At 64.3% G+C, this 24,627-nt stretch carries 20 protein-coding genes, 1 pseudogene and 1 riboswitch; of the genes and pseudogenes, 3 read left to right on the forward strand and 18 right to left on the reverse strand.

The window, feature by feature from the left end; all coding sequences use genetic code 11:
• Nucleotides 1–48: 48 nt before the first annotated feature.
• The 3 genes from Q376_RS24605 to Q376_RS0100185 form a co-directional block, all read right to left on the reverse strand.
• The gene (locus Q376_RS24605) at nucleotides 49–381 is read right to left on the reverse strand and encodes a hypothetical protein (RefSeq protein WP_155834057.1); all 333 of its coding nucleotides are present in this window, start codon (nucleotides 379–381) and stop codon (nucleotides 49–51) included.
• 323 nt (nucleotides 382–704) lie between these two features.
• Entirely contained in the window at nucleotides 705–1,541 is an 837-nt protein-coding gene (locus Q376_RS0100180; protein ID WP_027348579.1) for an EAL domain-containing protein, read from the reverse strand.
• Between the two features lie 194 nt (nucleotides 1,542–1,735).
• Nucleotides 1,736–3,121: a lytic murein transglycosylase gene (locus Q376_RS0100185; protein WP_052364822.1), complete on the reverse strand. Its 1,386-nt coding sequence runs from the start codon at nucleotides 3,119–3,121 to the stop codon at nucleotides 1,736–1,738.
• A gap of 229 nt (nucleotides 3,122–3,350) precedes the next feature.
• Between Q376_RS0100185 and Q376_RS0100190 the strand changes: the two genes are divergently transcribed.
• Nucleotides 3,351–4,361 (forward strand): phosphotransferase enzyme family protein, encoded by a 1,011-nt coding sequence (locus Q376_RS0100190; RefSeq protein ID WP_027348581.1) that lies wholly within the window; start codon nucleotides 3,351–3,353, stop codon nucleotides 4,359–4,361.
• Here the strand turns inward: Q376_RS0100190 and epsC are convergent.
• Nucleotides 4,348–5,316 (reverse strand): serine O-acetyltransferase EpsC, encoded by a 969-nt coding sequence (gene epsC, locus Q376_RS0100195; RefSeq protein ID WP_027348582.1) that lies wholly within the window; start codon nucleotides 5,314–5,316, stop codon nucleotides 4,348–4,350. The genes Q376_RS0100190 and epsC overlap by 14 nt on opposite strands.
• Nucleotides 5,317–5,383: 67 nt before the next feature.
• Nucleotides 5,384–6,361 carry a sulfonate ABC transporter substrate-binding protein gene (locus Q376_RS0100200; RefSeq protein WP_081803313.1) on the reverse strand — a complete coding sequence of 326 codons (978 nt, stop codon included), beginning with the start codon at nucleotides 6,359–6,361 and terminating at the stop codon, nucleotides 5,384–5,386.
• A 1,019-nt stretch (nucleotides 6,362–7,380) separates the two neighbouring features.
• Here Q376_RS0100200 and dctA point away from each other — a divergent pair.
• Nucleotides 7,381–8,829, forward strand: coding sequence for a C4-dicarboxylate transporter DctA (gene dctA, locus Q376_RS20845; RefSeq protein ID WP_043445463.1), 1,449 nt, complete (start codon nucleotides 7,381–7,383; stop codon nucleotides 8,827–8,829).
• A gap of 104 nt (nucleotides 8,830–8,933) precedes the next feature.
• Here the strand turns inward: dctA and Q376_RS0100215 are convergent, their stop codons facing one another.
• The 8 genes from Q376_RS0100215 to Q376_RS0100250 all read right to left on the reverse strand — a co-directional run bounded on the left by Q376_RS0100215 (nucleotide 8,934) and on the right by Q376_RS0100250 (nucleotide 17,917).
• Nucleotides 8,934–9,989 (reverse strand): isopenicillin N synthase family dioxygenase, encoded by a 1,056-nt coding sequence (locus Q376_RS0100215; protein WP_155834059.1) that lies wholly within the window; start codon nucleotides 9,987–9,989, stop codon nucleotides 8,934–8,936.
• 120 nt (nucleotides 9,990–10,109) lie between these two features.
• Nucleotides 10,110–11,543, reverse strand: coding sequence for an LLM class flavin-dependent oxidoreductase (locus Q376_RS0100220; RefSeq protein WP_027348585.1), 1,434 nt, complete (start codon nucleotides 11,541–11,543; stop codon nucleotides 10,110–10,112).
• Nucleotides 11,544–11,768: 225 nt separating this feature from the next.
• Nucleotides 11,769–12,266, reverse strand: coding sequence for a 6,7-dimethyl-8-ribityllumazine synthase (locus Q376_RS0100225; RefSeq protein ID WP_027348586.1), 498 nt, complete (start codon nucleotides 12,264–12,266; stop codon nucleotides 11,769–11,771).
• 96 nt (nucleotides 12,267–12,362) lie between these two features.
• Nucleotides 12,363–12,515: riboswitch (FMN riboswitch) on the reverse strand.
• Between the two features lie 112 nt (nucleotides 12,516–12,627).
• On the reverse strand, nucleotides 12,628–13,281 hold the full coding sequence (locus Q376_RS0100230; protein WP_027348587.1) for a methionine ABC transporter permease: 654 nt from the start codon (nucleotides 13,279–13,281) through the stop codon (nucleotides 12,628–12,630).
• The gene (locus tag Q376_RS20850; RefSeq protein WP_081803314.1) at nucleotides 13,274–14,446 is read right to left on the reverse strand and encodes a methionine ABC transporter ATP-binding protein; all 1,173 of its coding nucleotides are present in this window, start codon (nucleotides 14,444–14,446) and stop codon (nucleotides 13,274–13,276) included. The genes Q376_RS0100230 and Q376_RS20850 overlap by 8 nt, the downstream gene beginning before the upstream one ends.
• A gap of 11 nt (nucleotides 14,447–14,457) precedes the next feature.
• On the reverse strand, nucleotides 14,458–15,393 hold the full coding sequence (locus Q376_RS20855) for a MetQ/NlpA family ABC transporter substrate-binding protein (protein ID WP_081803315.1): 936 nt from the start codon (nucleotides 15,391–15,393) through the stop codon (nucleotides 14,458–14,460).
• A 281-nt stretch (nucleotides 15,394–15,674) separates the two neighbouring features.
• Nucleotides 15,675–16,847 carry a hydroxymethylglutaryl-CoA synthase gene (locus tag Q376_RS0100245; protein ID WP_027348588.1) on the reverse strand — a complete coding sequence of 391 codons (1,173 nt, stop codon included), beginning with the start codon at nucleotides 16,845–16,847 and terminating at the stop codon, nucleotides 15,675–15,677.
• A complete protein-coding gene (locus tag Q376_RS0100250) occupies nucleotides 16,847–17,917 on the reverse strand; it encodes a hydroxymethylglutaryl-CoA reductase (protein ID WP_027348589.1) in 1,071 nt (356 codons plus the stop codon). Before Q376_RS0100250 ends, Q376_RS0100245 begins: the two co-directional genes overlap by 1 nt.
• A gap of 632 nt (nucleotides 17,918–18,549) precedes the next feature.
• Between Q376_RS0100250 and Q376_RS25125 the strand changes: the two genes are divergently transcribed.
• Entirely contained in the window at nucleotides 18,550–19,371 is an 822-nt protein-coding gene (locus Q376_RS25125) for a toll/interleukin-1 receptor domain-containing protein (RefSeq protein ID WP_211266567.1), read from the forward strand.
• Between the two features lie 123 nt (nucleotides 19,372–19,494).
• On the opposite strand, the gene Q376_RS25615 is transcribed toward Q376_RS25125, so the two are convergent.
• From Q376_RS25615 to Q376_RS0100285, 5 genes and pseudogenes are all read right to left on the reverse strand, one after another.
• Nucleotides 19,495–19,716 (reverse strand): SymE family type I addiction module toxin, encoded by a 222-nt coding sequence (locus Q376_RS25615; protein WP_081803316.1) that lies wholly within the window; start codon nucleotides 19,714–19,716, stop codon nucleotides 19,495–19,497.
• Nucleotides 19,717–19,753: 37 nt separating this feature from the next.
• Nucleotides 19,754–20,857 (reverse strand): annotated as a pseudogene (locus Q376_RS0100265) (IS3 family transposase).
• A gap of 153 nt (nucleotides 20,858–21,010) precedes the next feature.
• Nucleotides 21,011–21,817: an IS5 family transposase gene (locus Q376_RS0100275; protein ID WP_027348593.1), complete on the reverse strand. Its 807-nt coding sequence runs from the start codon at nucleotides 21,815–21,817 to the stop codon at nucleotides 21,011–21,013.
• 85 nt (nucleotides 21,818–21,902) lie between these two features.
• Nucleotides 21,903–23,135, reverse strand: a complete 1,233-nt coding sequence (locus Q376_RS0100280) for an acyl-CoA dehydrogenase family protein (RefSeq protein ID WP_027348594.1) — start codon at nucleotides 23,133–23,135, stop codon at nucleotides 21,903–21,905.
• A gap of 40 nt (nucleotides 23,136–23,175) precedes the next feature.
• On the reverse strand, nucleotides 23,176–24,603 hold the full coding sequence (locus tag Q376_RS0100285) for an LLM class flavin-dependent oxidoreductase (protein WP_027348595.1): 1,428 nt from the start codon (nucleotides 24,601–24,603) through the stop codon (nucleotides 23,176–23,178).
• Nucleotides 24,604–24,627: the final 24 nt, after the last annotated feature.

The following is a 24,627-nucleotide window of genomic DNA, read 5'->3' on the forward strand; positions in this document are numbered from 1 at the left end:
CTTCCCGAGTGCGAGGGACCGGGGCTGGCGCGGGCAGACAGCGCCGCGTCAGCGAGAGCGGTTCAGGGCTATACGTTCGAGGAGCGTCTCCAGCGGCGTATCCTCCGCTGTCGGCGAAACGTCCTCGGCATCTGCGAGAATTTCTCTTTTGAATGCGAAAGACCCGCGAACCGGTACGGCCTCAGGCCGAGACGGCGTCTCGGCCATGGGTACGGCGCGGATTGGGGGCGCATCGGTCTTTGCAGAAGACTCGACGCTCGGCGAGGGTGCTCGATCCGAAACGGCGGCGGGCGGCATCACATCGGCCCAGGCCCGGCGATAGTAATGACGTTCATCCAATCCGGTACGCCGCCAGAATTCGGCCAAATCGCTATCCTTCATCGTCTCCCCTTCCCCGGTGACTTATGAAGTTACTCGACTGGAGCGCCCCAGACAGACAATCCCCACGCTCCTGAATGCATGAAAAACGCGTCGTCCGTTTCCGTTTTCATGCCCGTCGTCCGCTCGATGCATGATCGGGGATTGGCCTGTTACAAAACCGAACGTTCGATAGTGGTTTTTTACCCCAACACCGAACTTTTTGAACCAATTTGAAAGCTATTGGGACGAATGCTCAACTTTATGGCTCAGTATCTCAACAACGAATGCGCAGCGTCCCGGCGAGGAAGCAAGCATCGATGAAGACGACGTGACCGGAGGGGAAGTCAGCCTTCGCGCGCGGCCTCGCTCAGCCGTGCACCGCTCACCGCATCGGCGCCGAGTCTCCAGGCGATCTCAAGCGCACGCGGGGTATCGAAGGACTGCAGCCAGACCTTGAGCCCGGCGGCGTGGGCGCTCTGGATCCACTGGTCGAGCCTGGCCTGCAGCAGCCGGTTGCGCAGCGCGGCCTGGAGGAAGTCGGGGTCGGCGGCGATCCAGGAGACTCCCATCTGCTCCAGCAGCGGCCAGTGCTGGTGATCGATGGGAAGTCCTTCGACCAGCAGGCGATAGCCGCGCTGCTCGAAACTCTGTACGGCATTGCGCACGTGAGGGTCCTCGAGCAGCGCCTCGGCCTGCATCCGCAGGACGATCTGGGCGGGCTTGACGCCGAGCTGGGCGAGCAGGCTTTCGAACACTTGGCCGTGCGACGCCTCGACCGCACGGACGTGGCGCCAGTGCACATCGAGGATCAGCGGGACTACGTTGCCGTCCGCATCGGGCCGGTGGCGAGCGAGGTGGTCGAGCGTATGGAGCACGCGCAGGAATCGGTCGAGGAAGATCACCTCCTCGGCTTCCCAGGCGGTGTAGTAGAGCGCCTTGGCATTGAGCTTGCGCCCCTGCTCGTCCTCGATCGACAGCTGCGACTCGAACGCCACCGGCGCGCTCAGCTCGCTGTCGTAGAGCGCTATCTGGCCCGGCCGCAGGGTGATGCCGTCGAGTTCCGCGGTAACCGCACAGCGCTGCGGATCGTAGTCGAAACGCGCGCGGCCACGCAGGCGCGCGGCGCGGTTGAAGTCATCGAGGTGCGCGTTGAAGTAGTTGACCACGGCGGTGAGCGGCATGGGATCTCCTGGAGCTTGGATGCGGATTCATCCTCGGGCGTTCTGACCCACCCGGTGGCCCACCCAGGATACGGGCGGCCAATGACGATGATGAACGAGGCGGCTAATAACCTGAAATACTCAGCCCGCCTCTTTTTATTCCAATTCAAACATTAGACCCTGCTCGGTACGAGTCCATCCAGGCGCCCGGACACTCACTGCCCGCGCAGTCGCTCAAGCAGCGTAAGCGTTGGGAAGCCATCGCCCGGCAGGCCCTGGCTGCGCTGGAAGGCGCGCATCGCGCCGCGCGTGGCAGGCCCGATCACCCCGTCCGGGGTGCCGGCGTCGAAGCCACGCTGACCGAGCAGGGTCTGCAATTCACGCACCTGGGTGCGGCTGAGCATGACCAGATCACGCGGCCAGTCGCCCTGGACTCCCGCACCGCCAGAGAGACGCTGCGACAGCAGCGCTACGCCCAGCGCGTAGCTGGTCGAGTTGTTGTAGCGCATGATGGCGCGGAAGTTAGGGCCGACCAGGAAGGCAGGACCGCGCGCGCCGGCCGGTAGCAGCACCGAGGCCTGGTCGAATGCCGGCAGTGTCTCTCCCTCGAGCGCGGTGACGCCGAGCCCTTGCCAGGCTTCGGTCGCGCGACGCTCGGCCATGTCGGCCACCGCGTAGTCGAACCCGGCCGGCAGCCGCACCTCTGCGCCCCACGGCTGCCCCGCACGCCAGCCATTGCGTGCCAGATAGTTGGCGGTAGACGCAACCACGTCGGGAATGCTGCCCCAGATGTCGCGATGCCCGTCACCGTCGCCGTCGACCGCGTACTCGAGAAAGCTCGAGGGCATGAACTGGGTATGCCCCATCGCACCGGCCCAGGAGCCCACCATATGGGCGCGATCGATGTCGCCGGCCTGGATGATTCTGAGCGCGCTGATCAGCTCGCCCCTCGCCCAGCTCGATCGCCGGCCTTCATAGCCGAGCGTCGCGAGCGAATCGATGGTGGAGAAGCTGCCGAAATTGGCGCCGTAGTTGCTCTCCATGCCCCAGATCGCGACGATCACCTCGGCCGGTACACCGTACCGAGCCTCGGCCGCCTCGAGCGTAGCGCGGTGCTCGGTGAGCATCTGCCGCCCGCGCTGCACCCTGGTGTCGGATACCGCGCTGTCGAGATAGTCCCATACCGCCCGGGTGAACTCAGGCTGCGAGCGGTCGAGCTCGAGCACCCTGGGCTGGAAGCGCGCCTCGGCGAAGGTAGCGTCGAAGACGCCGGGGGCGATCCCTCGCTCGAGCGCGTAAGAACGGAACTCACCGATCCAGCGCTTGAAACCCGCTGCTTCATCGACCTCGGTCATCGCCTCGCGCGCCTCGGGCGAGACTCCCGCAGGCACCGCGGCCACGCTCGGCGCGGCCGCCTGCGCGGCGCTCACGTCCGGACGCTGGCTCGCCTCGGTGCGGGCCACGGCATCGCCCGCCGCACTCGCCGTGGTGCTGCAGCCACCGAGCGCACCGACGGCGCAGAAAAGCCCGGCGCAGAGTAGTCCGAGCCTCGCGTCGAAAGCGCGACGCGGCGGCTTGGAAACGGTTTGGGAGGTGAGCATTGCATCCATTAACCTGCATCCCTGTCGGTTGAATCACGACGCAACGCGCCGGGCGCCCATCTTCGCCGATCACGCTCCGGCGAGGAAGCCACCGATCGACCTCGGCGCGACAGCTGCGGCACAGCTGCTAGAATGCGCGCCCGAGCCAGAGCCTCGCCGCGTCTGGCCGGCGGCCTGCCGGCAACCCGATCGATGCTTCATTTCGCAAAGGCCCAACGGACCGAACGCCATGCCCTCCTTCGCCCATCGTGCCGATCGCGTCGGCGAGATCGAACGCCTCGCCCAGCGGGCACTCGAGCGCTACCCGCCCGCACTTCGCGGCTCGGCGACGCTGATCTGCCTCTCCGAGAACGCGACCCTGCGGATCGACACCCGAAGCGGCGGCCGCTACGTGCTGCGCCTGCATCGCCAGGGCTATCACTCACCCGCTGCGATCGAAAGCGAGCTTGCCTGGCTGCGCGCGCTCGACGAGGCCGGCCTCGAAGTGCCGTGCCCGCTCGACGGCGTGGACGGCTCGGCGCTGCAGCTGCTCGAACTCGCCAACGGCTCGATTCAGCCGGTGGTGATGTTCGAGTGGATAGAGGGAGACGAACCCCATCCGGACGAGGACCTGGCGTCTTCGTTCATCCGCCTCGGCGAACTCAACGCCCGGCTTCATGCCCAGTCACGCGGCTGGACGCCTCCCTCGGGCTTCACTCGACCCCGTTGGGATCATGCAGGCACCGTCGGCGCGAATGCACCGTGGGGCGACTGGCGCCGCGCGCCGTGGCTCTCCGCTGCGGGACGCGAGGTGATCGAGCAGTGCATTCTCACCCTCGGCGCACGACTCGCCGACTATGGCGAGGGGCCGCAGCGCTTTGGGCTGATCCACGCCGACCCCAGGCTCGCCAATCTGTTGATCGATGGCGCGAGCACGCGAATCATCGATTTCGACGACTGCGGCTACGGTTGGTTCCTGCATGATTTGGCCAGCGCGCTGAGTTTCCATGAGCACCACCCGAAGGCACACCGCTGGATCGACGCTTGGCTTGAGGGATACGCCAGGATCGGCCGGCTGGAGGCTGACGACCTCGCCGCGCTGCCGAGTTTGATCGTGCAACGCCGGCTGCAGCTGCTCGCCTGGACCGGCACGCGGCGCGGCACCGATCCGGTCACCGCGCTCGGCCCCGGCTGGGTCGCCGAGACCGAAGCGCTGTGCCGACGCTATCTAGAGCGGGGAGATCCGCTCAAAGCTCCTTGATCTGCTGGATCGGCTGGCCGTCCTGCAGGCAGGCCTGGGTGACACTGCTGCCGGGGGGGACACTGCGGGTCAGCCAGACGTTGCCACCGATCACCGTGCCGCGACCGATGGTGATTCGCCCAAGGATGGTGGCGCCTGCGTAGATCACCACATCGTCCTCGACGATCGGATGGCGCTCGAGCCCTTTCTCCAGGTGCCCCGCCTCATTGGCCGGGAAGCGCTTGGCGCCGAGGGTCACCGCCTGATAGATACGCACCCGGTCGCCGATGATCGCGGTCTCGCCGATCACCACGCCGGTGCCGTGGTCGATGAAGAAACTGCGCCCGATCGTGGCACCGGGGTGGATGTCTATCCCGGTCGCCGAATGCGCGTGCTCGGAGATGATCCGCGCGATCATCGGCAGCCCCGAGGTGTAGAAGTAGTGCGCCAGACGATGGTGGATGACCGCCTCGACGCCGGGATAGCAGAGCAGCACTTCGTCGACGCTGAGCGCCGCGGGATCGCCCTGGTAGGCGGCGAGGATATCTTCGTCGAGTCGAGCACGAATATCCGGCAGCGCACGGGCGAAGCCCTGGAGGATGTCCTCCGCCCGGCCACGGCGCTCCTGCGGGCACTCGCTCACCCCGCGACGCCGGGCGCTATAGTCGAGCTCGAGGCGAGCCTGGTCGAACAGCGCGTTCAGCGCCACGTCCAGGGTATAGCCGACGAAGAAATCCTCGCTCTCCTCACGCAGGTCGGCGGGACCGAGGCGCATCGGGAAGAGCGCCTGGGTCAACGAACCCACTGCGTCGCGGATCACCTTCGGTGAAGGCAGCTCGCGACCATCGTGGTCGTTCGAGCGACGCTGGTCGGCCCGCCACTTCTCTCGTCGCTGCCGGAGCTCGGCGACGGTCTCGCCGAGCTCCCAATTGACCCTCGGATCATCTTCCGAGGAAGGGTAAAGGGGTGATGACATGAGCGGGCATCTCTTCGATAGGTTGCCTCCAAGGATAGAGAATCACGGGGCTGACCAAAAGCGTTGCTCAACCGTCGTCGCCATTGCGCCAGAAAGCCTCCTCGACCACCACCGGGGCGGGGATGAGCCGCAGGTCGGAAAACGCATTGGCGACCCGCTGCTGGTTATCGATCACCGCGTCGCTGATCGGCACCAGGGAGTAGTCGACTTTGCGCTGCCAGGCGTCGATCACCGCCTCCGGCAGGCCAAGCTCCTTGGTCAGGATCGACACTACCTCGTCGCGATGGCTCGATGCCCATACGGCTGTCTGGTCGAGCTCATCGAGCACCTCGCGCAGCAGCGCTGGATGCTCTTCGGTAAAAGCGCTGGATGCCTCGTAAAAGCTGTAGGTCGGCTCCAGCTCTGAGTAATCGGCGAGCACGCGTACGTCGAGGTCGTGCTCGGCGGACGACAGGTAAGGGTCCCATACCGCCCATGCATCGACATTGCCGTTGGTGAACGCGGCCCGCGCATCGGCCGGGGTCAGATAAGCCGGCTGGATCGCCTTGAAGTCGAGCCCGGCATGGGCGAGCGCTGCGACCAGCAGGTAATTGGCGCTGGAGCCTCGCTGCACCGCGACCCGCTTGCCTTCCAGATCGGCCACCGAACGGATCGGTGAATCCTCGGGGACCAGGATCGCTTCACCGTCGCGCGCGGCGGGAATCGCGCCGACGTAGCGCATCTCGATACCCGCCGCCTGGGCGAATACCGGCGGCGGCGCCCCGGTGTAGCCGAAGTCGATGCTGCCTGCGTTGAGCGCCTCGAGCAGCTGTGGCCCAGCCGGGAACTCGTGCCAACGCACTTGCACACCTTGGTCGGCCAAGCGTTTCTCGAGCGTTCCCCGGGCCTTGACCACCGAGAGCACACCGCTGCCTTTCTGGAATCCAATGCTAAGCGTCTGCGCCGCCCAGCCGGGAAGCGCATAAGAGAGCGCAAAGATGAGTAGCGACAGCGCCAGTGCGATGCGCCACTGGCTGGCGCGATGAGTAGAGCAATGCGAGGACATGCGGGGGGCGACTCCTGGATCGGGCTGGTTAAAACGATACCGACCGATTCATGTCCAAATCCCGTGCCAACATTCAAGGTTATGATTTAAAAGGATTACCTCTTTCTTCCCTGACCATCTCCGGATGCTTTTCCCACAGTGGGGAAAACGCACTGTGGGAAAATCAGCAGCGAGCCTGGTGCCGCCTTGGACGATCTTCGAGCGTGGGTGGGCACCGGGCAGCGCGAGCGCTGCCCCAGACTGCTGACAAAGTATTTGAAGATGCCACGATGGTTTCCAGCCGCCTCCGAGAGCGCGCTGGCCGGCAATCGATTGCCCCGGGGTTTGCGACATGGATGTCGCAAAAGGCGCGCCCGGACAGGGACGTCCATGCGCGCCGACCCGAGGGCAAGCGATTGATCGGCCAGGGTTTCGCGATCTCGTGGCGGCGCGTCCCCTTTCAGGGGGAGCGCGAGGGGTCCGCCCCTCGCATCTAAGCGAGCAAGAGGTGCGTTAGGACCCAAACGGTCCTCGACTCGCCAGGATCGAGAGCGTCGCTGGGTCAAAAAAGGTTTGTCATTAATCTGCAGCGAGCCTGGTGCCGCCTTGGACGATCTTCGAGCGTGTGTGGGCACCGGGCAGCGCGAGCGCTGCCTGATGAACTATCCGGGTCGCGGCGAAGAGGGTGTCAGCAGCCCCGCGTGGAGGCAGAAAGAATCGAGCCGATAAAGATACAACATATCATCTTAAGCCCCCACGGCTCTCCGCCGCCCCCTCTGCTTGAGACAAAGCTTTACTCAGTCTTTATTAAACTTATGTAAACGTCGAAAACGGCTATGAAACCGGTACCATCGCCTGCTTTTCGTTTTGTCTCGACCAAAGTCGGCTATGGACTTAGGAGCACGCTCCATAGAGTTCGCCCACTGAATCGGATAATCGCCCCTCGCAGCAGTGACCGGATCGGTCCGTGGCGATGTCTTCCTCTTTTTACCGCTTCCACCAATAACAATCCCTACGTGGCTAACTCCCGGAGTACGCTCATGAGTTCATCGACCCTAGCCGCCGCGCCGCCTCGTCGGCGACCACTCTGGCACCACCTCTATTTCTGGGTACTAGTCGGCATCGCCATCGGCATCCTCATCGGCTTCTTCCTGCCCGAAGTAGGTTCGCAGATGAAGTGGCTGGCGGATCTGTTCATCAAACTGGTCAAGATGGTGATCGCCCCGACCATCTTCGCCACCGTCGCAGTGGGCATCGCGGGGCTTGGCAACCTCGCCAAGGCCGGCGGCCTGGCGATGCGAACGGTGATCTACTTCAACATCACCACGGTATTCGCGCTCGGTATCGGCCTGATCACCATCAACCTGCTGACACCGGGCGTCTCGCTCGGCCTCGACATCGCGACCTTCGACGACTCGGCCGCGCAGAGCACCATCGCCGCCGCTGGCGGAGCCGCTGGCGGCGGGCTCACGGGCTTCTTGCTCGGACTGGTGCCGACCTCGTTCTTCAGCGCCTTCGTCGAAGGCCAGCTGATCCAGGTACTGGTGCTCGCCATCCTGGTCGCCTGCGCGATCACCATGCTCGGCGAGCGCGGCAAGCCGGTGGTCGCAGCACTCGACGTGGTCGCCAAGGTGATGTTCGGGGTGATCAAGATCGTGATGTGGTTCGCTCCGCTCGGCGCGATGGGCGGGATGGCATTCACCATCGGCGAATACGGCGGGCAGATCCTCGGCTCGCTGGCGCACTTCATGCTCAGCTTCTACATCACTTGCCTGGTGTTCTTGTTCCTGATCCTGGGGCCGATCTGCTGGTGGAGCGGCTTCAGCCTGTTCAAGTACATCCGCTACATCAAAGACGAGCTGCTTATCGTGCTCGGCACCTCCTCCTCCGAGACCGTGCTGCCGCGCATGCTCGCCAAGCTCGAGGCCGCGGGCGCGCCGAAGTCGGTGGTCGGCCTGACCATCCCGACCGGCTACTCGTTCAACCTCGACGGTACTGCGATCTACATGACCATGGGGGCGATCTTCATCGCCCAGGCATTCGGTATCGACGTGCCCATCTGGACCCAGATCGGGATACTGGTGTTCATGCTGATCTCCTCCAACGGTGCCGCGGGCGTCTCCGGTGCCGGGTTGGTGACCCTGGCCGCGTCGCTGGCAGCGTTCGATGACGTCATCCCGCTGGCGGGGATCGCGCTGATCGTCGGTATCGACCGTTTCATGTCCGAAGGGCGCGCGCTGACCAACCTGACCGGCAACGGCATCGGCACCCTGGTGATCGCACGCTGGACCGGCCAGCTCGACCTCGAGCGACTGCGCTACGTGCTCGACAACCCGGAGACCGTCGATGCCGACGCCCTGATGCGCGCCGATATCGAAGGCCAAGCCAGCGAAGTCGACGGCCAGTCGTCCATCGCGCCGCAGCGCGCGCCGGCCGAAGGCCGCACGGACGCCTCGCAGCAGGACTGGGGCGGTCAGCCCAAGCACTGAGCAGGATCCGATCGCGACGGGGCCCCTTGAGGGCCCCGTCGCATTTCAACCGGTCGAATCATGCTCCCGCGCATTGATCGCGACGATGGGGTCAGGGCGCTCCGTCAGCGTCGGTCGAAACGATCGAGCGCGGCATACTGCTCGGGGTAGTGACGCTCGGCGACGTCGCGATGGGAGCGCAGGCGCCCCTTGATCGCGTTGGGGCCGATCTCGCGGAACAGCGGGTTCTCCGGGTCGCTCTCCGGCCCCAGCGCCAGCTTGGCCAGATGCTCGGGCAGCGGCAGCAGCGGGACGCTGCCCTCGAGCGAAGGCGAGAGGAAATAGCCGATCGAGTAGCGCACCACGCCCTCAGGCGGGGTGACCACCCGGTGCATGGTCGCGCGCAGATAGCCGTTGGTGGCGAGCTCGAGGATCTCACCGATGTTGATCACGAAAGCGCCCTCGATCGGCGGCACATCGATCCATCCTTCGGGCCGTTCGACCTGGAGCCCACCATGGTGATCCTGATGCAGCAGGGTGAGGATACCGGCGTCCTTGTGCGCCCCCACGCCCTGGCGCAGCGCCGGATCGCTCGAACCAGGATAGCGAATCAGCTTGAGCAGCTGGGCGGGGGTCTTGTCGATCAGCCCATCGAGCGCATCAGCGGGCTGTTCCAGCGCCTGGGCGAAGGCGCGCAGCAGGCGGATCGCTACCTGACGCAGGGTCGCCGACCAGTCGAGCGCCACCTCGCGCAGCGCCGGCAGCCCGGCAGGCCATTGGTTGGGCCCTTGCAGTCGCTTCCAGACCGGATCACCGGGCCCCAGTTCGAGCGCCGGCAGTTCTACGCCGATGTCGATCTGTTCACGACGGTCGGGGCGGTTGCGGGTCAGTTCATGGCCGGTGGCGGTATAGCCGCGAAAATGCGGCGAATTGGCCATGCCGATCGCAAGCTTCTCCTCGTCGGGCAAGGCGAAGAAGCGCCTCGATACCTCCTCGATGCGGACGAATTTCTCCGCCGGCACGCCATGCCCGATAAGATAGAAAAAGCCGATCTCGCGGGCCGCGCGCCCCAGCTCGGCGAGAAAGGCGGCGCGGCGCTCGGGAATCTCCAGCTCGCGCAGGTCGAGCACCGGCAGCGCAGCCGCACCGCTGGAGACGGAACCGGGGCATGAATCACTCACTGCTCAACTCCTTTGCATGTCATCGCACTTTGCTTGGATCGCTCGCTTCTCGAAGTTTAGCCCCCGACCCGCGCATCGTACGAACATCCGCGCATTCACGCCGCCGCGGCGAGCGCGCCATCATGGCAGCGCCTGCGAAGAGGCAGGCGAAGATGGCATTGGCGCGCCAGCGCCACTGCGCCGATAGGCGGCGGCGGGATGTCGCTGCGGCAGCCGGTCACCGGCGCCGAACAGACGCTGGCGCAGGCTTTGCGGTCGCCCCTGGGCGTCGAGCGGATAGTCATGCTTGACCAAGCCGCGCTCGCGCAGTTCGGGGACCACCAGGTCGACGAAAGCGTCGAAGCATTCCGGCACCACGGTGCGGGCCAGATTGAAACCGTCGATGTCCGCCTCCTCCACCCACCGGGCCAGCTCATCGGCAACCGTCGCCCCGCTGCCGACCAGCGGCGTGTAGCGTCCGCCGAGCGCATGCTGCTCGAGCAGCATCCTGGGCGTCACCGCGCGCTCGGCGGCGGTGAGATTATCGACCGCTGACTGGATCGCATTGCGGTTGCCGCGTCGGATCGGCTCGTCGAGGCCGAAACGGGAGAAGTCGATCCCAGTACTCGCGGCGAAGTGCGCCAGTCCCGCTTCGGGAGCGGCGTAGCGCCGGTATTCGGCGAGCCGCTCCCTGGCCTCGGCGTCGCTGTCGGCGACGATCGCCGTGGCACCGAGGAATATCTTCAGGTCGTCGGGCCGGCGGCCGGCCTCGACCGCCTGGCGCCGGAGACTGCGCACCAGCTCCCGCGCCTTGGCGCGGTCCTGCAATGAGATGAATACGCACTCGGCATGCCGCGCGGCGAACGCCTGGCCCCGGCCCGAGCTGCCCGCCTGGTAGAGCACCGGGGTGCGCTGGCGTGAAGGTTCGCTCAGGTGGTAGCCGCGCAGCCGGTAGAACTCGCCGCGGTGGTCGATCTCATGGACCTTGGCACCGTCAGCGAAGCGCCGGCCCGCCTTGTCGCGCAGCACCGCCGAATCTTCCCAGCTTCCTTCCCACAGCGCATAGACCACCGCCATGAACTCCTCGGCACGCTCATAGCGGCGATCGTGCTCCAGCTGGCCATCGAGCCCCATCGCCCGGGCGGCACTGTCGAGATAGCCGGTCACGATGTTCCAGCCGATCCTCCCCCGGGTGAGGTGATCGAGGGTCGAAAATCGCCGGGCGAAGCTGTAGGGGGTTTCATAGCTTAGATTGACCGTGACCCCGAAGCCCAGATGCTCGGTGACCTGCGCCATTGCCGGTACCAGCAGCAGCGGATCGTTGACCGGCAGTTGGATCGACTCGGCCAGGATCAGCTCGATGCCTTCCTGGTAGACGTCGTAGACGCCGAGGATGTCGGCGAGAAACAGTCCGTCGAAGCCGCCGCGCTCGAGCGTTCTGGCGAGCCCGGTCCAGTAGTCGAGCGAATGGTAGTCGATCGAGCGATCGCGCGGATGGGCCCAGAGGCCATGGTTGATGTGCCCTACGCAGTTCATGTTGAAAGCGTTGAGCAATAGCGGCTTGCAAGTCGGCATCGGATCTCCCCTGGGGTGCATTGCACGAATGCCGGGCAAACCCTATGCCAATGATTCAACGTGCTGATTATTCGACACTTCTACCGAACCATCGCTGATTCTCTAGCACAATCCCAGCTGGATCGGCAGCGCGCTGGGGGAAATCCGACAGCAAGTGAAGCGTACCCAAAGCAGGTTTCGGCCACCGCCACGGCGCGCCGCCGTGGCGGTGGAACCTCACCAGGCTCAGGCCGGCAGCGCGGCGTGCGTTTCGATGGTCTTGATGCAGGCGTTGGCGACTTCGACACCCTTGAGCTTGAAATGCTCACGGAAGAAGTTCTGATGCTCGGCATGCTCATGGAAGCGCAGCGGGGTCAGTACCGCCGACAATACCGGCACACCGGTCTCGAGGCCCACCTGCATCAGCGCCTTGATCACCGCATCGGCGACGAAATCATGGCGGTAGATGCCGCCATCGACGACGAACCCCGCGGCGATGACCGCCGCGTACTCACCGCTGGCGGCGAGCTTCTTGGCCAGCAGCGGGATCTCGAACGCACCCGCGACCTCGAAACGATCGATGTTGGCGGTATCGAATCCCTGGCGCGCATATTCCTCGAAGAAGGCGATGCGCGCGTTGTCGACGATATCGGCATGCCAGCCCGCCTGGATGAAGGCGATGCGACCGGTCGAAAAGCGTGTAGCGGTGGATGATGCGAGTTCTGCATTGACAGGCTGATTCATGGCTTCCTCATCACGATGAAAGGATCTAACGACCAGAATCAGGGCAAAAACGGATGACGAGGATACGCCCATTAGGAGCGCATGGAGGGATTCGACATCGGTTCTCTTTCATCCGGACTATCACCGTCGGCTTCGGAATCTCACCGAATCTGCTGACCCCATCGACACCAGCTGACGGGCGCTCGCGGGCTTGGACGAAGGATCGCCATCACCGCCGGTGGGGAGTTTCACCCCGCCCTGAGAACTTCGCCACCCGGGGGTGGCGAAACTCACTATGCCCCGCGGACCAGGGCAAATCAATCGCTGGCTAATAACTTCTGCGTATCTCTCATGCCGCTATCTCACTTTGCGCCGCCAAAGCTCAGCGACTGCGCAGATAGGCCACGCTGCGATCACCGATGAACTGGATGATGCAGACCACCGCGATCAGGATCGCGATCACCGCGATCATCACCGTAGTGTCGTAGCGCTGGTAGCCATAGCGGATCGCCAGGTCCCCGAGTCCGCCCGCGCCGATCGCACCGGCCATCGCCGAAGCGCCGATCATCGCCACCAGGGTGATGGTGAAGCCACCGATGATGCCGGGCAGCGCCTCGGGGAACATCACTCGCGAGATGATCGCGAACGGCTTCAGTCCCATCGCCTGGGCGGCCTCGATCACGCCGGGATCGACCTCGCGCAGGCTCACCTCCACTACCCTGGCGAAGAACGGTGTGGCGCTGATGCTGATCGGCACGATCGCCGCCCAAACGCCGATGCTGGTGCCGACGATCAGCCGGGTCAGCGGAATCAGCGCGACCAGCAGGATGATGAACGGCGTTGCGCGAAAGCCGTTGATCACCCAGGCCAGTGGCCGGTGGATCCACGGCGCGGCGAAGATCCCTCCGCGCGCGGTGGTGACCAGCAGCACCGCGAGCGGAATACCCGCGCACCACGCGATCAGCGCCGACACCGAGACCATCGTCAGGGTATCGAGAAAAGCGCCCCACAGCGCCTGGATCATGACGTCAGACATAGCCCACCACCTCGATTCGTGCATCGATCAGCGCGGCCTGCTCCAGCGCCGCTCGTGCGTCCCCACCCTTGATACCGACCAGCAGGCTTCCTTGGGCATGCCCTTGGAGGCGGTCGATGCCGCCGTGCAGCAGCATCGCCCGATCGCCGAGCGCAGCGAGGATCCGTCCCAGGCCGACGCCCTCCTGGCGCCCTTCGACGCCACCGTAGTCGAGCTTGAGCACCAGCGTGTCATGCCCCTCTTGCGGCGCCCCGCGCAGCCGTGCGGCCAAGTCCTCGGGCAAGCGTACGGCCAGCGGCGCGAGCATCGCCTTGGTGGCATCATGTCGCGGCGCACCGAATACCTGCCAGACCGGCCCGCTCTCGACCAGTTCGCCGTGCTCGAGCACCGCGACCCGGTCGCAGACCTCCCGGATCACCGCCATCTCGTGGGTGATCAACACGATGGTAAGACCGAGCCGGCGGTTGATCTCGCGCAGCAGCGCCAGGATCGTCTGGGTGGTCTCGGGGTCGAGCGCCGAGGTCGCTTCGTCACAGAGCAGCACCTTGGGGTCGAGCATCAGCGCCCGGGCGATACCGACCCGCTGCTTCTGGCCGCCCGAGAGCCGCGAGGGAAATACGTCCGCCTTGCCCTCGAGCCCGACCAGCGCCAGCAGCCGCTCGACTCGGCGGCGGATCTCCGCGCGCGGCAGGCCCGCCGCGCGGGCGGGCAGCGCCAGGTTCTCGAACACGCTCTTCGAGCGCAGCAGGTTGAAGTGCTGGAAGATCATCCCGGTGCGGCGGCGCAGTCGCACCAGTTCGTTGCCACTCAGCCGCTGCACATCCTGCCCATCGATTTCCACCGAGCCACCGCTTACGCGTTCCAGCCGGTTGATGGTGCGGATCAGGCTCGACTTGCCAGCGCCGCTGCGGCCGATGATGCCGAATATCTCCGCGCGCCCGATCTCGAGATCGATGCCCTTGAGCGCCTCCACCGATCCTCTGGCAGTGTGGTAATGCTTATACAGACCGCGGAAAACGATGTGCGCATCACCGGCGCGCGGTGCCTGTCTCTCCACGGCATCGTCGGCATGCGGCTCGATACCGGCAAACGCGGCAAAGCCGTCATCGCTCAGCAGCCGGTCATAGGAGGCGCCGCTGGTGCGCAGCTCATAGCTCGAACTCATCGCATCTCTCCCTATTGCGTGGCGGCTACATCGCTCGCATCGAGCGACGCTGGCGTAACGGTCGGCTGGCCCTGGTCGTCGAGCCAGGCAAGCTCATAGAGCGAAGGATCGCCGTAGGCCTCGGCCAGCAGCTCGCGCACCTCGGGAGCGGTCTGGTAAACGTGGATGAAGGTCTTGATGTCTTCACGATCGACGTCCTGCGGGCGAACCGCGAAGATCAGCGCGAAGGTGTGGTGCTGATCGTGAGTCAGCACCAAGGCGTCGGTGGGGTCCTTGGTACCGGCGGCGAGCAAGTGCTGGGGGTAGCCCTGCGCGATCGCCACGTCATCGATCGCGCGCGCCAGCTGTGGCCCAGGCAGCTCGATGAAGCGAAGATTCTTCGGGTTGGAGACGATGTCGTGCACGCTGGCATCGACGCCCACCCCGGGCTCGAGCTCGATCAGGCCGACCTGTTGGAACAGCGCCAGCCCGCGGCCCTGGTTGACCGGATCATCGGCGACCGCGACGGTGGCGCCCTCCTCCACCTGCTGCGGGTCGGTGAGCCTGGTCGAGTAGAGCCCGATGTTGTTCTCCACACCGAAGGCGAGCGGGACTAGATCGAAGCCGCCCTGGCGCTCGGCATTGGCGAGAAACGGTCGATGCTGGAAGTAGTTGACGTCGATATCGCCGTTGACCAGGGCGGTGTTCGGCGTAGTCCAATCGCTGAACTCGAGCACCCTGACCGGCACGCCCTGCTGGCCCGCGAGCTCCGCGGCCTTGTAGACCGCCTCGGCCTGCGGTCCGCCGTTGATCCCCACCGTCACATCGGCCCGCGCCGCCGCCATGCTCATCCCCAGCAGCATCACGCAGCCACATGCGACGAGCACTCGCCGGGACAAGTCAGCGAACGGACGGGGATCGTCCGAATGGGTGAACGTGAGCCGCGAGGCGGCGCTTGGTCGATACATGGCAAGGGCTCCATAGGGCGAACGCAAAGCAGGCGAAAGAGAAGCACACGGCGATGACCGCGCACGGCTCTTTCAGCAAGTCCCATGCCACATAACAACCTATTGTTTTAAAATGGATTTCACAAACATCTCCTCTGCATGAGCCAGCGCTTTCCCCGCCAGGCCGACAGCGGCTGCTCGTTTTCCAACAGCCGGAGAGCGGGAGCAGCGGCGCTCGAGCCATCGCACAAACGCCAGCGGCCGCCCCATGGGGCGGCCGCTGGCGTCGAGGGATGCAGCGCTCAGTCAGGACGTTCGTAGATCCGCCGGTGCTGTTCGATGCCGGCGAAGCGGAAGCCACTGGTGAGATTGCGCGAAGTGGTCAACTCACCCGAGGCGTCTGCGCGCGGCGCGCTGTAGAAGCGCTCGTAGGCCTCGACGTCGAGCAGCTCGCGCCCTTCGATCTGGTCGCGATGGTGATCGCTGTGCAGATGGTCGCGATAGCCCGGCAGTACCTGGCCGGAGAAATACTCGGCGATACAGCCGGAGCCGTAGCTGTAGAAGCCGACCCGGCGGCCCGAGAGATCCTCCGCGCTGCGCTCGAGCAGCGCGCTCAGCCCGATGAACAGCGTGGCGGTATAGCTGTTGCCGAGCTGGCGTCCGTAGTCGAGGCTGACCCCGACCTGGCGTGCCAGGGTCTCGGCCTCGAGCCGCTTGTGCCCGGCGAGCGAGGCCAGGCTCTGGTGCGCCTTCTCGACCAGCTTCGGCACCGGGGTGTGGTAGCAGAAGTGATCGATATCCTCGAAGGAGAAGCCGGAGCGTTCGGTGAACTGCCCCCATACCTCCTCGAGCATTTGCAAGTAGAGCCGCGAGGAGTACTTACCTTCGACGAAGGCGAAGTCGGAGTAGTTGGGACGCCAGAAATCCATCACGTTGTCGGTGGCGACGCCGTACTCCGCATCGAAGGCGAGCAGCCGGGGCTGGGCGGAGAGCACCATCGCCACCGCGCCGCAGCCCTGGGAGGGCTCGCCGGGGGTGGCGAGGCCGTAGCGGGCGATGTCGGAGGCGACCACCAGCACTTTCTTGTCCGGATACCGTTGCAGGAACGGCAGCGCCAACTGCAGCGCGAAGGCGCCGGAATAGCACGCCTGCTTGAGCTCGACCACACGGCAGCGTCGCGGCAGATCGAGCAGGCCATGGACGTAGATCCCCGCGGCCTTCGACTGGTCGATCCCCGATTCAGTGGCGAACAGCAGCATCTCGACCTGGTCGCGGTCGATGCCCTCCAGCGCCTTCTGCGCCGCCGCCGCGGCCAGGGTGACGATATCTTCGTCAGGGGGGGCGACCGACATCCGCTGGATGCCAAGGCCGACCGCGTACTTGCGCGGATCGATACCACGCGCCTCGGCCAGGGCCGAAAGTTCGAGCGCGTAGCGGGAGGTGGAGAACGCCAGTCCTTCGATACCTATATTCATTACCGATCTACCTCATCCTTGGTCGAATCACGGCGTTCGAGATTCACATGGCTCTGCATCAGTTCACCCGGCACCGACTGGGCGGCGAGCAGTGAAAGCTCACCGCACAGCACCGCGGCCGCAGCGGCCACGGCGAGGCGCCGCGCATTGGCGCCAGGAGGCGCCTCACGGTCCAGGCAGCCGAGCAGCTCCAGGTTGCGCTGGACGAAGTCCAGAGACTTGCCATTGCCGACCGAGCCGACGATCAGATTGGGCAACGTCACCGAAAAGTAGAGATCCGCGCCGCGCAGCTCGGCATGCACCACCCCTTGGGAGCCTTCGATGATGTTGGCCGCGTCCTGGCCGGTAGCGAGATAGAAGCCGAGCAGCATGTTGGCGAAATGGGCATTGGCGGTGCGCACCCCGCCCGAGAGGATGCTGCCGATCAGGTTCTTCTTGATGTTGAGCTGGACGATCCGCTCGGGTTCGGCCTTGAGCACCCGGCGCACCGTCGAGGCCGGCAGCAGGACGTCAGCGACCACGTACTTGCCACGGCCGAGAATGCCATTGACCGAGGAGTTCTTCTTGTCGGAGCAGTAGTTACCCGAGATCGACACGTACTCGAGACGCGGATACTCGCTGATCAGCCAGTCCATCAGCCGCTCAGCCGCAAGCGTTGCCATGTTGTGACCCGAGGCATCCCCGGTGTGAAACGCGAAGCGCAGATAGATCAGCGTTCCGACCACCTGGGTGTGCAGGTCGAGCAGCCTGGCGAAGCGGCTGGTCTCGCCCACCACCGCCTCGAGCGCGGCGCGGTTGCCGCTCAGCGCGTTGATCACCCGCTGCGCCTCGAAGATGTCCGGCGCCTCGAGCAGCACCGAACGGGTCATTCGATCGTCGAGCACCACGGCGTTGATCCCGCCCGCCCGGTTGCACGCGATCGCGCCTCGATGGGTAGAGGGCCAAAGCGGCGTCTCGTACGTCGCAAGCGGCAGGGGTAGTTCACCGTCCACCTCCGAACCCTTGATCCTCACCGGCCCCACCACCTTCATGGGGATCGCGGCGCTCTCCTCACTCGCCTGCCAACGCATAGAATCCAGTTTTCCAACAGTCGATAAGTATGTATGCAGGCACCGCGACGCCACCGTCTCGATGGGCCGAGTGTCCTCGGGTGCACCCCACGCCTTGCCGCCATCGTCCGCAGGTTTTCGCGGTCCTGAAGCATATTCTAGGCATCAAGGCGCCAAGCGACCATAGCGACAGCAGAGCAAGCGTCGCAAGGGCACACCCCGATACCGGCGAAACACCGTCGCGGCGCAGCCCGTTGGCATCGCATGGTAACGGCAGCCAAGCGTCAAGTCTCGCCCAAGCGGGTGAAGAGGCGTTTCGATTGGTTGTCGAAACGAGAGCGACGGAACGCCAAAAAGCTAGTAAGAAAAAGGATAGGCAACCGGCGCGGCAAGTGTGCCGCGCCGTCAGACTGCTGACAAAGTATTTGAAGGTGCCACGATGGTTTCCAGCCGCCTCTGAGAGCGCGCTGGACGGCAATCGCTTGCACCGGGGTTTGCGACATGGATGTCGCAAAAGGCGCGCCCGGACAGGGCGGAAAAACTGCTCCTGCATTATCGTGGCAGCGCCAGCCTGCTTTACGCTACGCTAGCACGCAGTCGCCGCCCCGCTGCGGGGCGGCTTAACTCAGGCGTTATGTTTCAGGGGGAAATTCGTGGTTGACAACTCACAAAAGCCGCCCCAACAGCAGATCGTTGAGGTCTATCAGAACATCGTTTCCGCAAAGCACCCAGATCTTGCTGCAGCTTGGCCAATCATCTCTGGCTTCAACACGAAGATCGGAAGCTTTCAAGGTTGGCTGATTGTTGTGCTTAAGCACACTGGAAACACAACCTTTACAACGTCTAGTGGCCTTGGTGAACTCAATAGCGGCCTTGTCGGTGTAGCAGCAATTGAAAAGAGCAATAAACGTACGGTCCGCGATCGCCTGACATCGCATTTCGGGCTCAAGCCGTCCGATGCGATATTCATAGTCCCGCCCAACGGAGACATAGGCGAAGAGCTTGAAACTGTTCTGCAACAACATGAGTTCGTGATGGGCTTGGTGCCAATGAAGATTTTCTTAAGCCACAAGGGCGCGGATAAGCCGCTCGTACGGGAGTTTAAGCAAACACTGGCTTTGCTCGGCTTCGATCCATGGCTAGACGAAGATGCAATGCAGGCTGGCGCAGAGCTGGAGAGAAGTCTACTTAAAGGATTCAATGATTCCTGCGCGGCCGTTTTCTTCGTTACCCCTAACTACAAGGACGAGAACTATCTCGCAAGCGAGGTGGACTACGCTCTTCAGGAGAAGCGAAAAAAAGGGGACAAGTTTGCAATTATCACGCTTGTGCTAGACAAGAACGGCTCGGAAGCAGTTGTTCCGCAACTGTTGCATCGCTACGTATGGAAAGAGCCTTCTAACCATTTGCAGGCACTCCGCGAAGTGATCAAGGCCTTACCAGTGCAAACTGGAAGCGTCTACTGGAAACAGTAATCGACTGAAACATAACAATTCATTCAAGCCGACGCCGCTTCGCGGCGCGGCTTAATTCAGGCGTTAGACCTGTAAAAGCAAAAAGCCGCGAGCGGTGCTCTTCCGCTCACGGCCTTATACGGACTACTTGTCTGGCGTAATCATGATTCCATCATGCGTTACTTCGACTCGTACTTTCTGCCCGACTAGAAATCCTGCCGCCTGCAGCCAGTCGCCGCACAGACGCAAGGTTGGAACCTGTCTTGATCTATAGCGGAGTTCTTTATCTCTGCGCTGACTTTCGTAGTAGTGATAGCCAATCTTCAAGAAACGACGCTTCTGTAAAACCCGAGCCTGCTCGGCCATAAAAACGACGTCCCCCCGCTTTCAGTAGCGGGACCATTTAGAGCCCGGGGTTACTATAGCTGAGCTTCTGCCAGTTGATTTGCGTGGGCGGCGGGCGTCAGCCCGCCGAGTGATTTCTTTGGTCGTTCCTCGTTGTATTCCCGCCGCCAGCGCTCGATCTCGCTTCGGGCATGCAGCAGCGTCGGGAACCAGTGTTCGTTGAGGCATTCGTCGCGCAGGCGCCCGTTGAAGGACTCGACGTAAGCGTTTTGATTCGGCTTGCCCGGCTGGATCAAGCGCAGCATCATGCCCCGCTCGTGCGCCCAGGCCACCATCGCATTGCCGCAGAACTCCTTGCCGTTGTCCGTTCGGACCACCTTCGGCAGGCCACGGCTTAGCGCCAGGCGGTCGAGCACACGACTGACCCCGTGCCCGGAAATCGCGCGTTCGACTTCGATCGCCACAGCTTCGTGGCTCGCGTCGTCCACGATCACCAGGCACTTGATGACGCGGCCGTCGGCCGTGCGGTCGAAGATGAAGTCCATCGACCACACTTCATTGGCCGCAACCGGACGGATCAGCGGTTGCCGCTCGCCCACCGGCACCTTCTTGCGCTTGCGTCTCCGCACCTGCAGCTTCGCGTGCTGATACAGCCGCTCCACGCGTTTGTAATTCACGGCATGGCCGCTTTGCCGCAGCTTGAGATAGATCATGCCCACGCCGTAGCGCTTGTGCCGATGCGCCAATGCCTGGATCTGCGCCCGCAGTTCGACATTGCGATCCGGACGAGGTGTGTAACGCAGTGCGCTGGCGCTCATGCCCACCACGCGCAAAGCGCGCCGCTCGCTGAGTCCTTTTCCGACCATGTAGCGCACCTGCTCACGACGGGCCGGTGCGCTCACCATTTTTTTCGCAGTACGTCCTTGATCACCTCGTTCTCGAGGACTTGCTCGGCCAGCAGCTTCTTCAGACGCGCATTCTCGACTTCGAGTTCCTTGAGCCGCTTGGCTTCGGAAACATTCATCCCGCCGAACTTGCTGCGCCACAGGTAGTACGACGCCTCGCTGAAGCCATGCCGGCGGCACAGCTCCTTGACCGGCAGGCCGGCCTCGGCCTCACGCAGGAAGCCGATGATCTGTTCTTCGCTGAAACGCTTCTTCACGTCCAATCTCCTTCTCGTTCGGGATTGGACTCCAAAGCTGCCTGCTACTCAAGTGCGGGGGGACGTCGAAAATCTCCTAGTATTCGTTGAGTGACCGACTCCGCCTCCTGTTGAGAGAGGCGGCCGGGTGCTTCAACACGGTACTAGAGCGTGTTATGAACTTTGAAGCAGGGTGGCGGCATTACCGAGCATGAGGATGGTGAAGACCACGAAGTGCAGCCCTGCCAGCGTTTCCGGCAAGCGCTCGTAGTCGCGTGCCAAGCGTCGGAACCGATTGACCCAGCCGAAGCTGCGCTCCACCACCCAACGACGCGGCAGCAGCACAAACCTCTTCTTGGCCTGCGACAGCTTCACCACGTGCAGTTCGATGCCTTCTTCCTGCGCCGCTTCGGCCGGGTCCTTGCCCGTGTAGCCCTGATCGACGAAGGCCACCTTTACCGTTTCTCCCGTGACGTGCTGAACTTCCTGTGCCAGGGATCGCACCTGAGCTCGCTCCTGCTCGTTGGCCGGCGTGACCTGCACGGCCAGCAGATGGCCCAGCGTATCCACCGCCATGTGCACCTTGCTGCCCTTCTTGCGCTTGTAGCCATCGTAGCCGGCACGTGGACCGCTCTCGCAGGTGGACTGCAACGTGCGGCCATCCAGGATCACCGCGCTGGGCTGGCCTTGCTTGCCCTGAGCAACCCGCAAGACCGAGCGCAGGTCGTTGACCATGGCCTCGAAGCAGCCGGCCTGCAGCCAGCGCTGGGTCTGCTGATACACCGCCTCCCACGGCGGAAAGTCATTGGGGATCAGCCGCCAGGGGGCGCCAGCCCGGGCCATCCAGCGCAAGGCATTGAACATCAAGCGAAGATCGTACTTGCGTTGCCGCGCCTGTGGATCCATCAACGTCAGGTAGGGCGCAGCAAAGGCCCACTCCTCATCGGAAACATCGGTCGGATACGGGCGAGCAGGCTTCATCCCGTTACGATAGCGGGACAAGTCCAAAGTTCATAACACGCTCTAATCTGCCGGCGCGGCAAGTGTGCCGCGCCGTGCAGGAGTCTCAGCTCGTCTGGCCAAAGCCGCGGCCGACCTTCCAGACCAACGGCGGCTCGGTACGGTTGACTGCCCAGTCGCCGATGATGCGCGCTTTGTAGATCAGCGGATTGTGCGAAGCGGCGGTGCGTGCGTTGCGCCAGTGGCGATCGAGCAGCTGATCGACGCGCACCGCGGAGGCGCCCAGCGCATCGAACAGCTCCGTGGCCGAGCGAAGCACCAGCTCGGCGACCACCAGTTGCGCCTTGGCGGAGGCGAGTTCGGCCTCGACGTTGGCCGCATGCCTGGCCTCGACGTCGCCGGCGAGATGCGCATCGAACACCCGCTGGGCGGCCTCGGCGGCCCTGATCGCGACGGCTTCGGCGGCATAGACCTGCGCCGATATCTGTCCCACCACCTGGAGCACCTGCGGGTCCTCGCCGGCCCTAGGACCATTGCCATGGCTGTAGACCCGTTTGCGATCGCGCACCTGCCCACTGAGATCGCGCTCGATGGCGCGGCCGATCCCCACCAGCACCGAGACCAGATTGAGCTGGTAGAACGCGGTCTGGTAGACGAAGCGGCTGGCGAAGTCGATCACATCGCCCCGCTCCACCCGCGCACCCTCGAACAACGTAGTACCGCTGCCGGTGGTGCGCTGGCCGAAGCCGTCCCAGTCGTCCGAGCGCTGGACCCCAGGCTGGTGGGTGCTGACCACGGCGATCACCTTGCCACCGGTATCCGCCCTCTCCGCATAGACATCGATCCAGTCGGCGAAGATGCTGCCGGTGCTGTAGTACTTGGCCCCGTCCAACCGCCAGTGCTCGCCCTCTGGCGTTACCCTGGTCTGCACCTCGCCCAGGGCCGGTGCGCCGACCTCGGTCCAACCGTTACCGACCAGCTGGCCATCGGCGAAGCGTGCCAGCCAGCGTTCACGATCGGGCCCGGGCGGTGCGTTGAGCCGGTCCTCGACGAAAGCGAAGTGGCCACGCAGCGCCTGGGTCAGATTGGAGTCCGCCTCGGCCAGCTCGATCCATAGCCGGACGAGCTGGACCAGCGAAGCGCCTGCGCCGCCCTGTTCGAGCGGCACGCGCACGGCGCCGAAACCGGCCTGCTTGAGCCAACCGATCTGCTCGACCGGCAGGCTGCGCTCGCGCTCGCGCGCCTCGGCACCCTGACTGATCCGCGCGAATATCGGCCGGAAGCGCGCAGCCAGGCTGTCGTAGTCGACGGCGTTGGTGAAGCTTGAATGGATGGTCATCGCAAGAGCTCCTTGGGTGGTCTGGAAGCGAGTCGCGGGCTCAGGTAGAGAGAGCGAACTGCGACGGTCTGGTGGCATCGGTGGCATTGGCCCGATCGCGGAAGGCGCCGCGATAGCGCGCGGCAGGATGACTCGGGTCGACCCGCGCGGAGTCGCTGTCGAGCAGGTTCTCGCGCAGGGTCTCGCCGCCGTAGTCGGTACGCACTCGTCCGCGACGCTCGAGCTCGGGCACGACGAACTCGATGAAATCCTCGAAGGTGCCGGGAGTGATCGCGTAGGCGAGATTGAAACCATCGATACCCCCCACCTCCATCCAACGCTCCAGCGCATCGGCGACGGTCTCGGGGCCGCCGACCAGCACAGGGCCAAGGCCGCCGATGCTGCGCCGCTCGATGATGTCGCGCGGGGTCCAGCGTCGATCAGGATCGGCGGTGGCGAGCAGCTCGAGCACCGAGCGAATGCTGTCGTTGTCGATCGCCTCGAGCGGCTGGTCGGGATCGAAGGCGGAGAAGTCGACCCCGGTCCAGCCGCCGTAGAAGGTCAGCATCCCCTCGCCGCTGGCGAGACGCTGGTACTCGTCGAACTTGCGCGCAGCGGCGGCGTCGCTCTCGGCGGTGATCACCGTCAGCAGCGTGAATATCTTCAGCGAGTGCGGGTCGCGACCGAACGCTCGAGCGCGGCTACGGATATCGTCACTGACCTCGCGCGCCTGCGCAGGCGTCGCCGGGCTGATGAACACCCCCTCGGCGTGCTTGGCGGCGAAGTCGCGCCCGCGCGGCGAGGCCCCGGCCTGGAAGATCACCGGCGTGCGCTGCGGCGAGGGCTCGCAGAGATGGATCCCCGGCACCTCGTAGTACTTACCCCGGTGGCCGATCGGATGGACCTTGCGCGGATCGCTGAACACCCCACGCTCACGATCGCGTACCACCGCGTCATCCTCCCACGAGCCCTCCCACAGCTTGTAGGTGACGTCGAGGAACTCATCGGCGATGTCGTAGCGTTCGTCGTGGGAGATCTGCTGTTTGTGCCCGAGGTTGACCGCGGCGCTGTTGAGATAGGAGGTGACCACGTTCCACGCCACCCGGCCCTTGGTCAGGTGATCGAGGGTCGAGAACTTGCGCGCCAGCGCATAGGGCTGCTCATAGGTCAGCGCCGAGGTCACCCCGAAGCCGAGATGCCGGGTCACCGCCGCCATCGCCGGCACTTGGAAGAACGGATCGTTGACCGGCACCTGGTCGGCGTCGATCAGCGCACTCTCGACCGAGCCGCGGTAGACGTCGTAAACCCCGACCACATCGGCGATGAACAGCGTATCGAAGCGTCCGCGCTCGAGCAGCCTGGCCAGCTCGGTCCAGTAATCGAGATCCTTGTAGCGCCACGCTTGGTTGTCGGGGTGGCGCCAGGTACCCGCGGCCTGGTGGCTTACGCAGGTCATGTCGAAGGCGTTGAGGATGATGCGTTTGGGCATGGATCTAACTCCCTGTGATCGTGG

The sequence above is a fragment of the Halotalea alkalilenta DSM 17697 genome (assembly GCF_000621205.1).
GTDB lineage: Bacteria > Pseudomonadota > Gammaproteobacteria > Pseudomonadales > Halomonadaceae > Halotalea > Halotalea alkalilenta.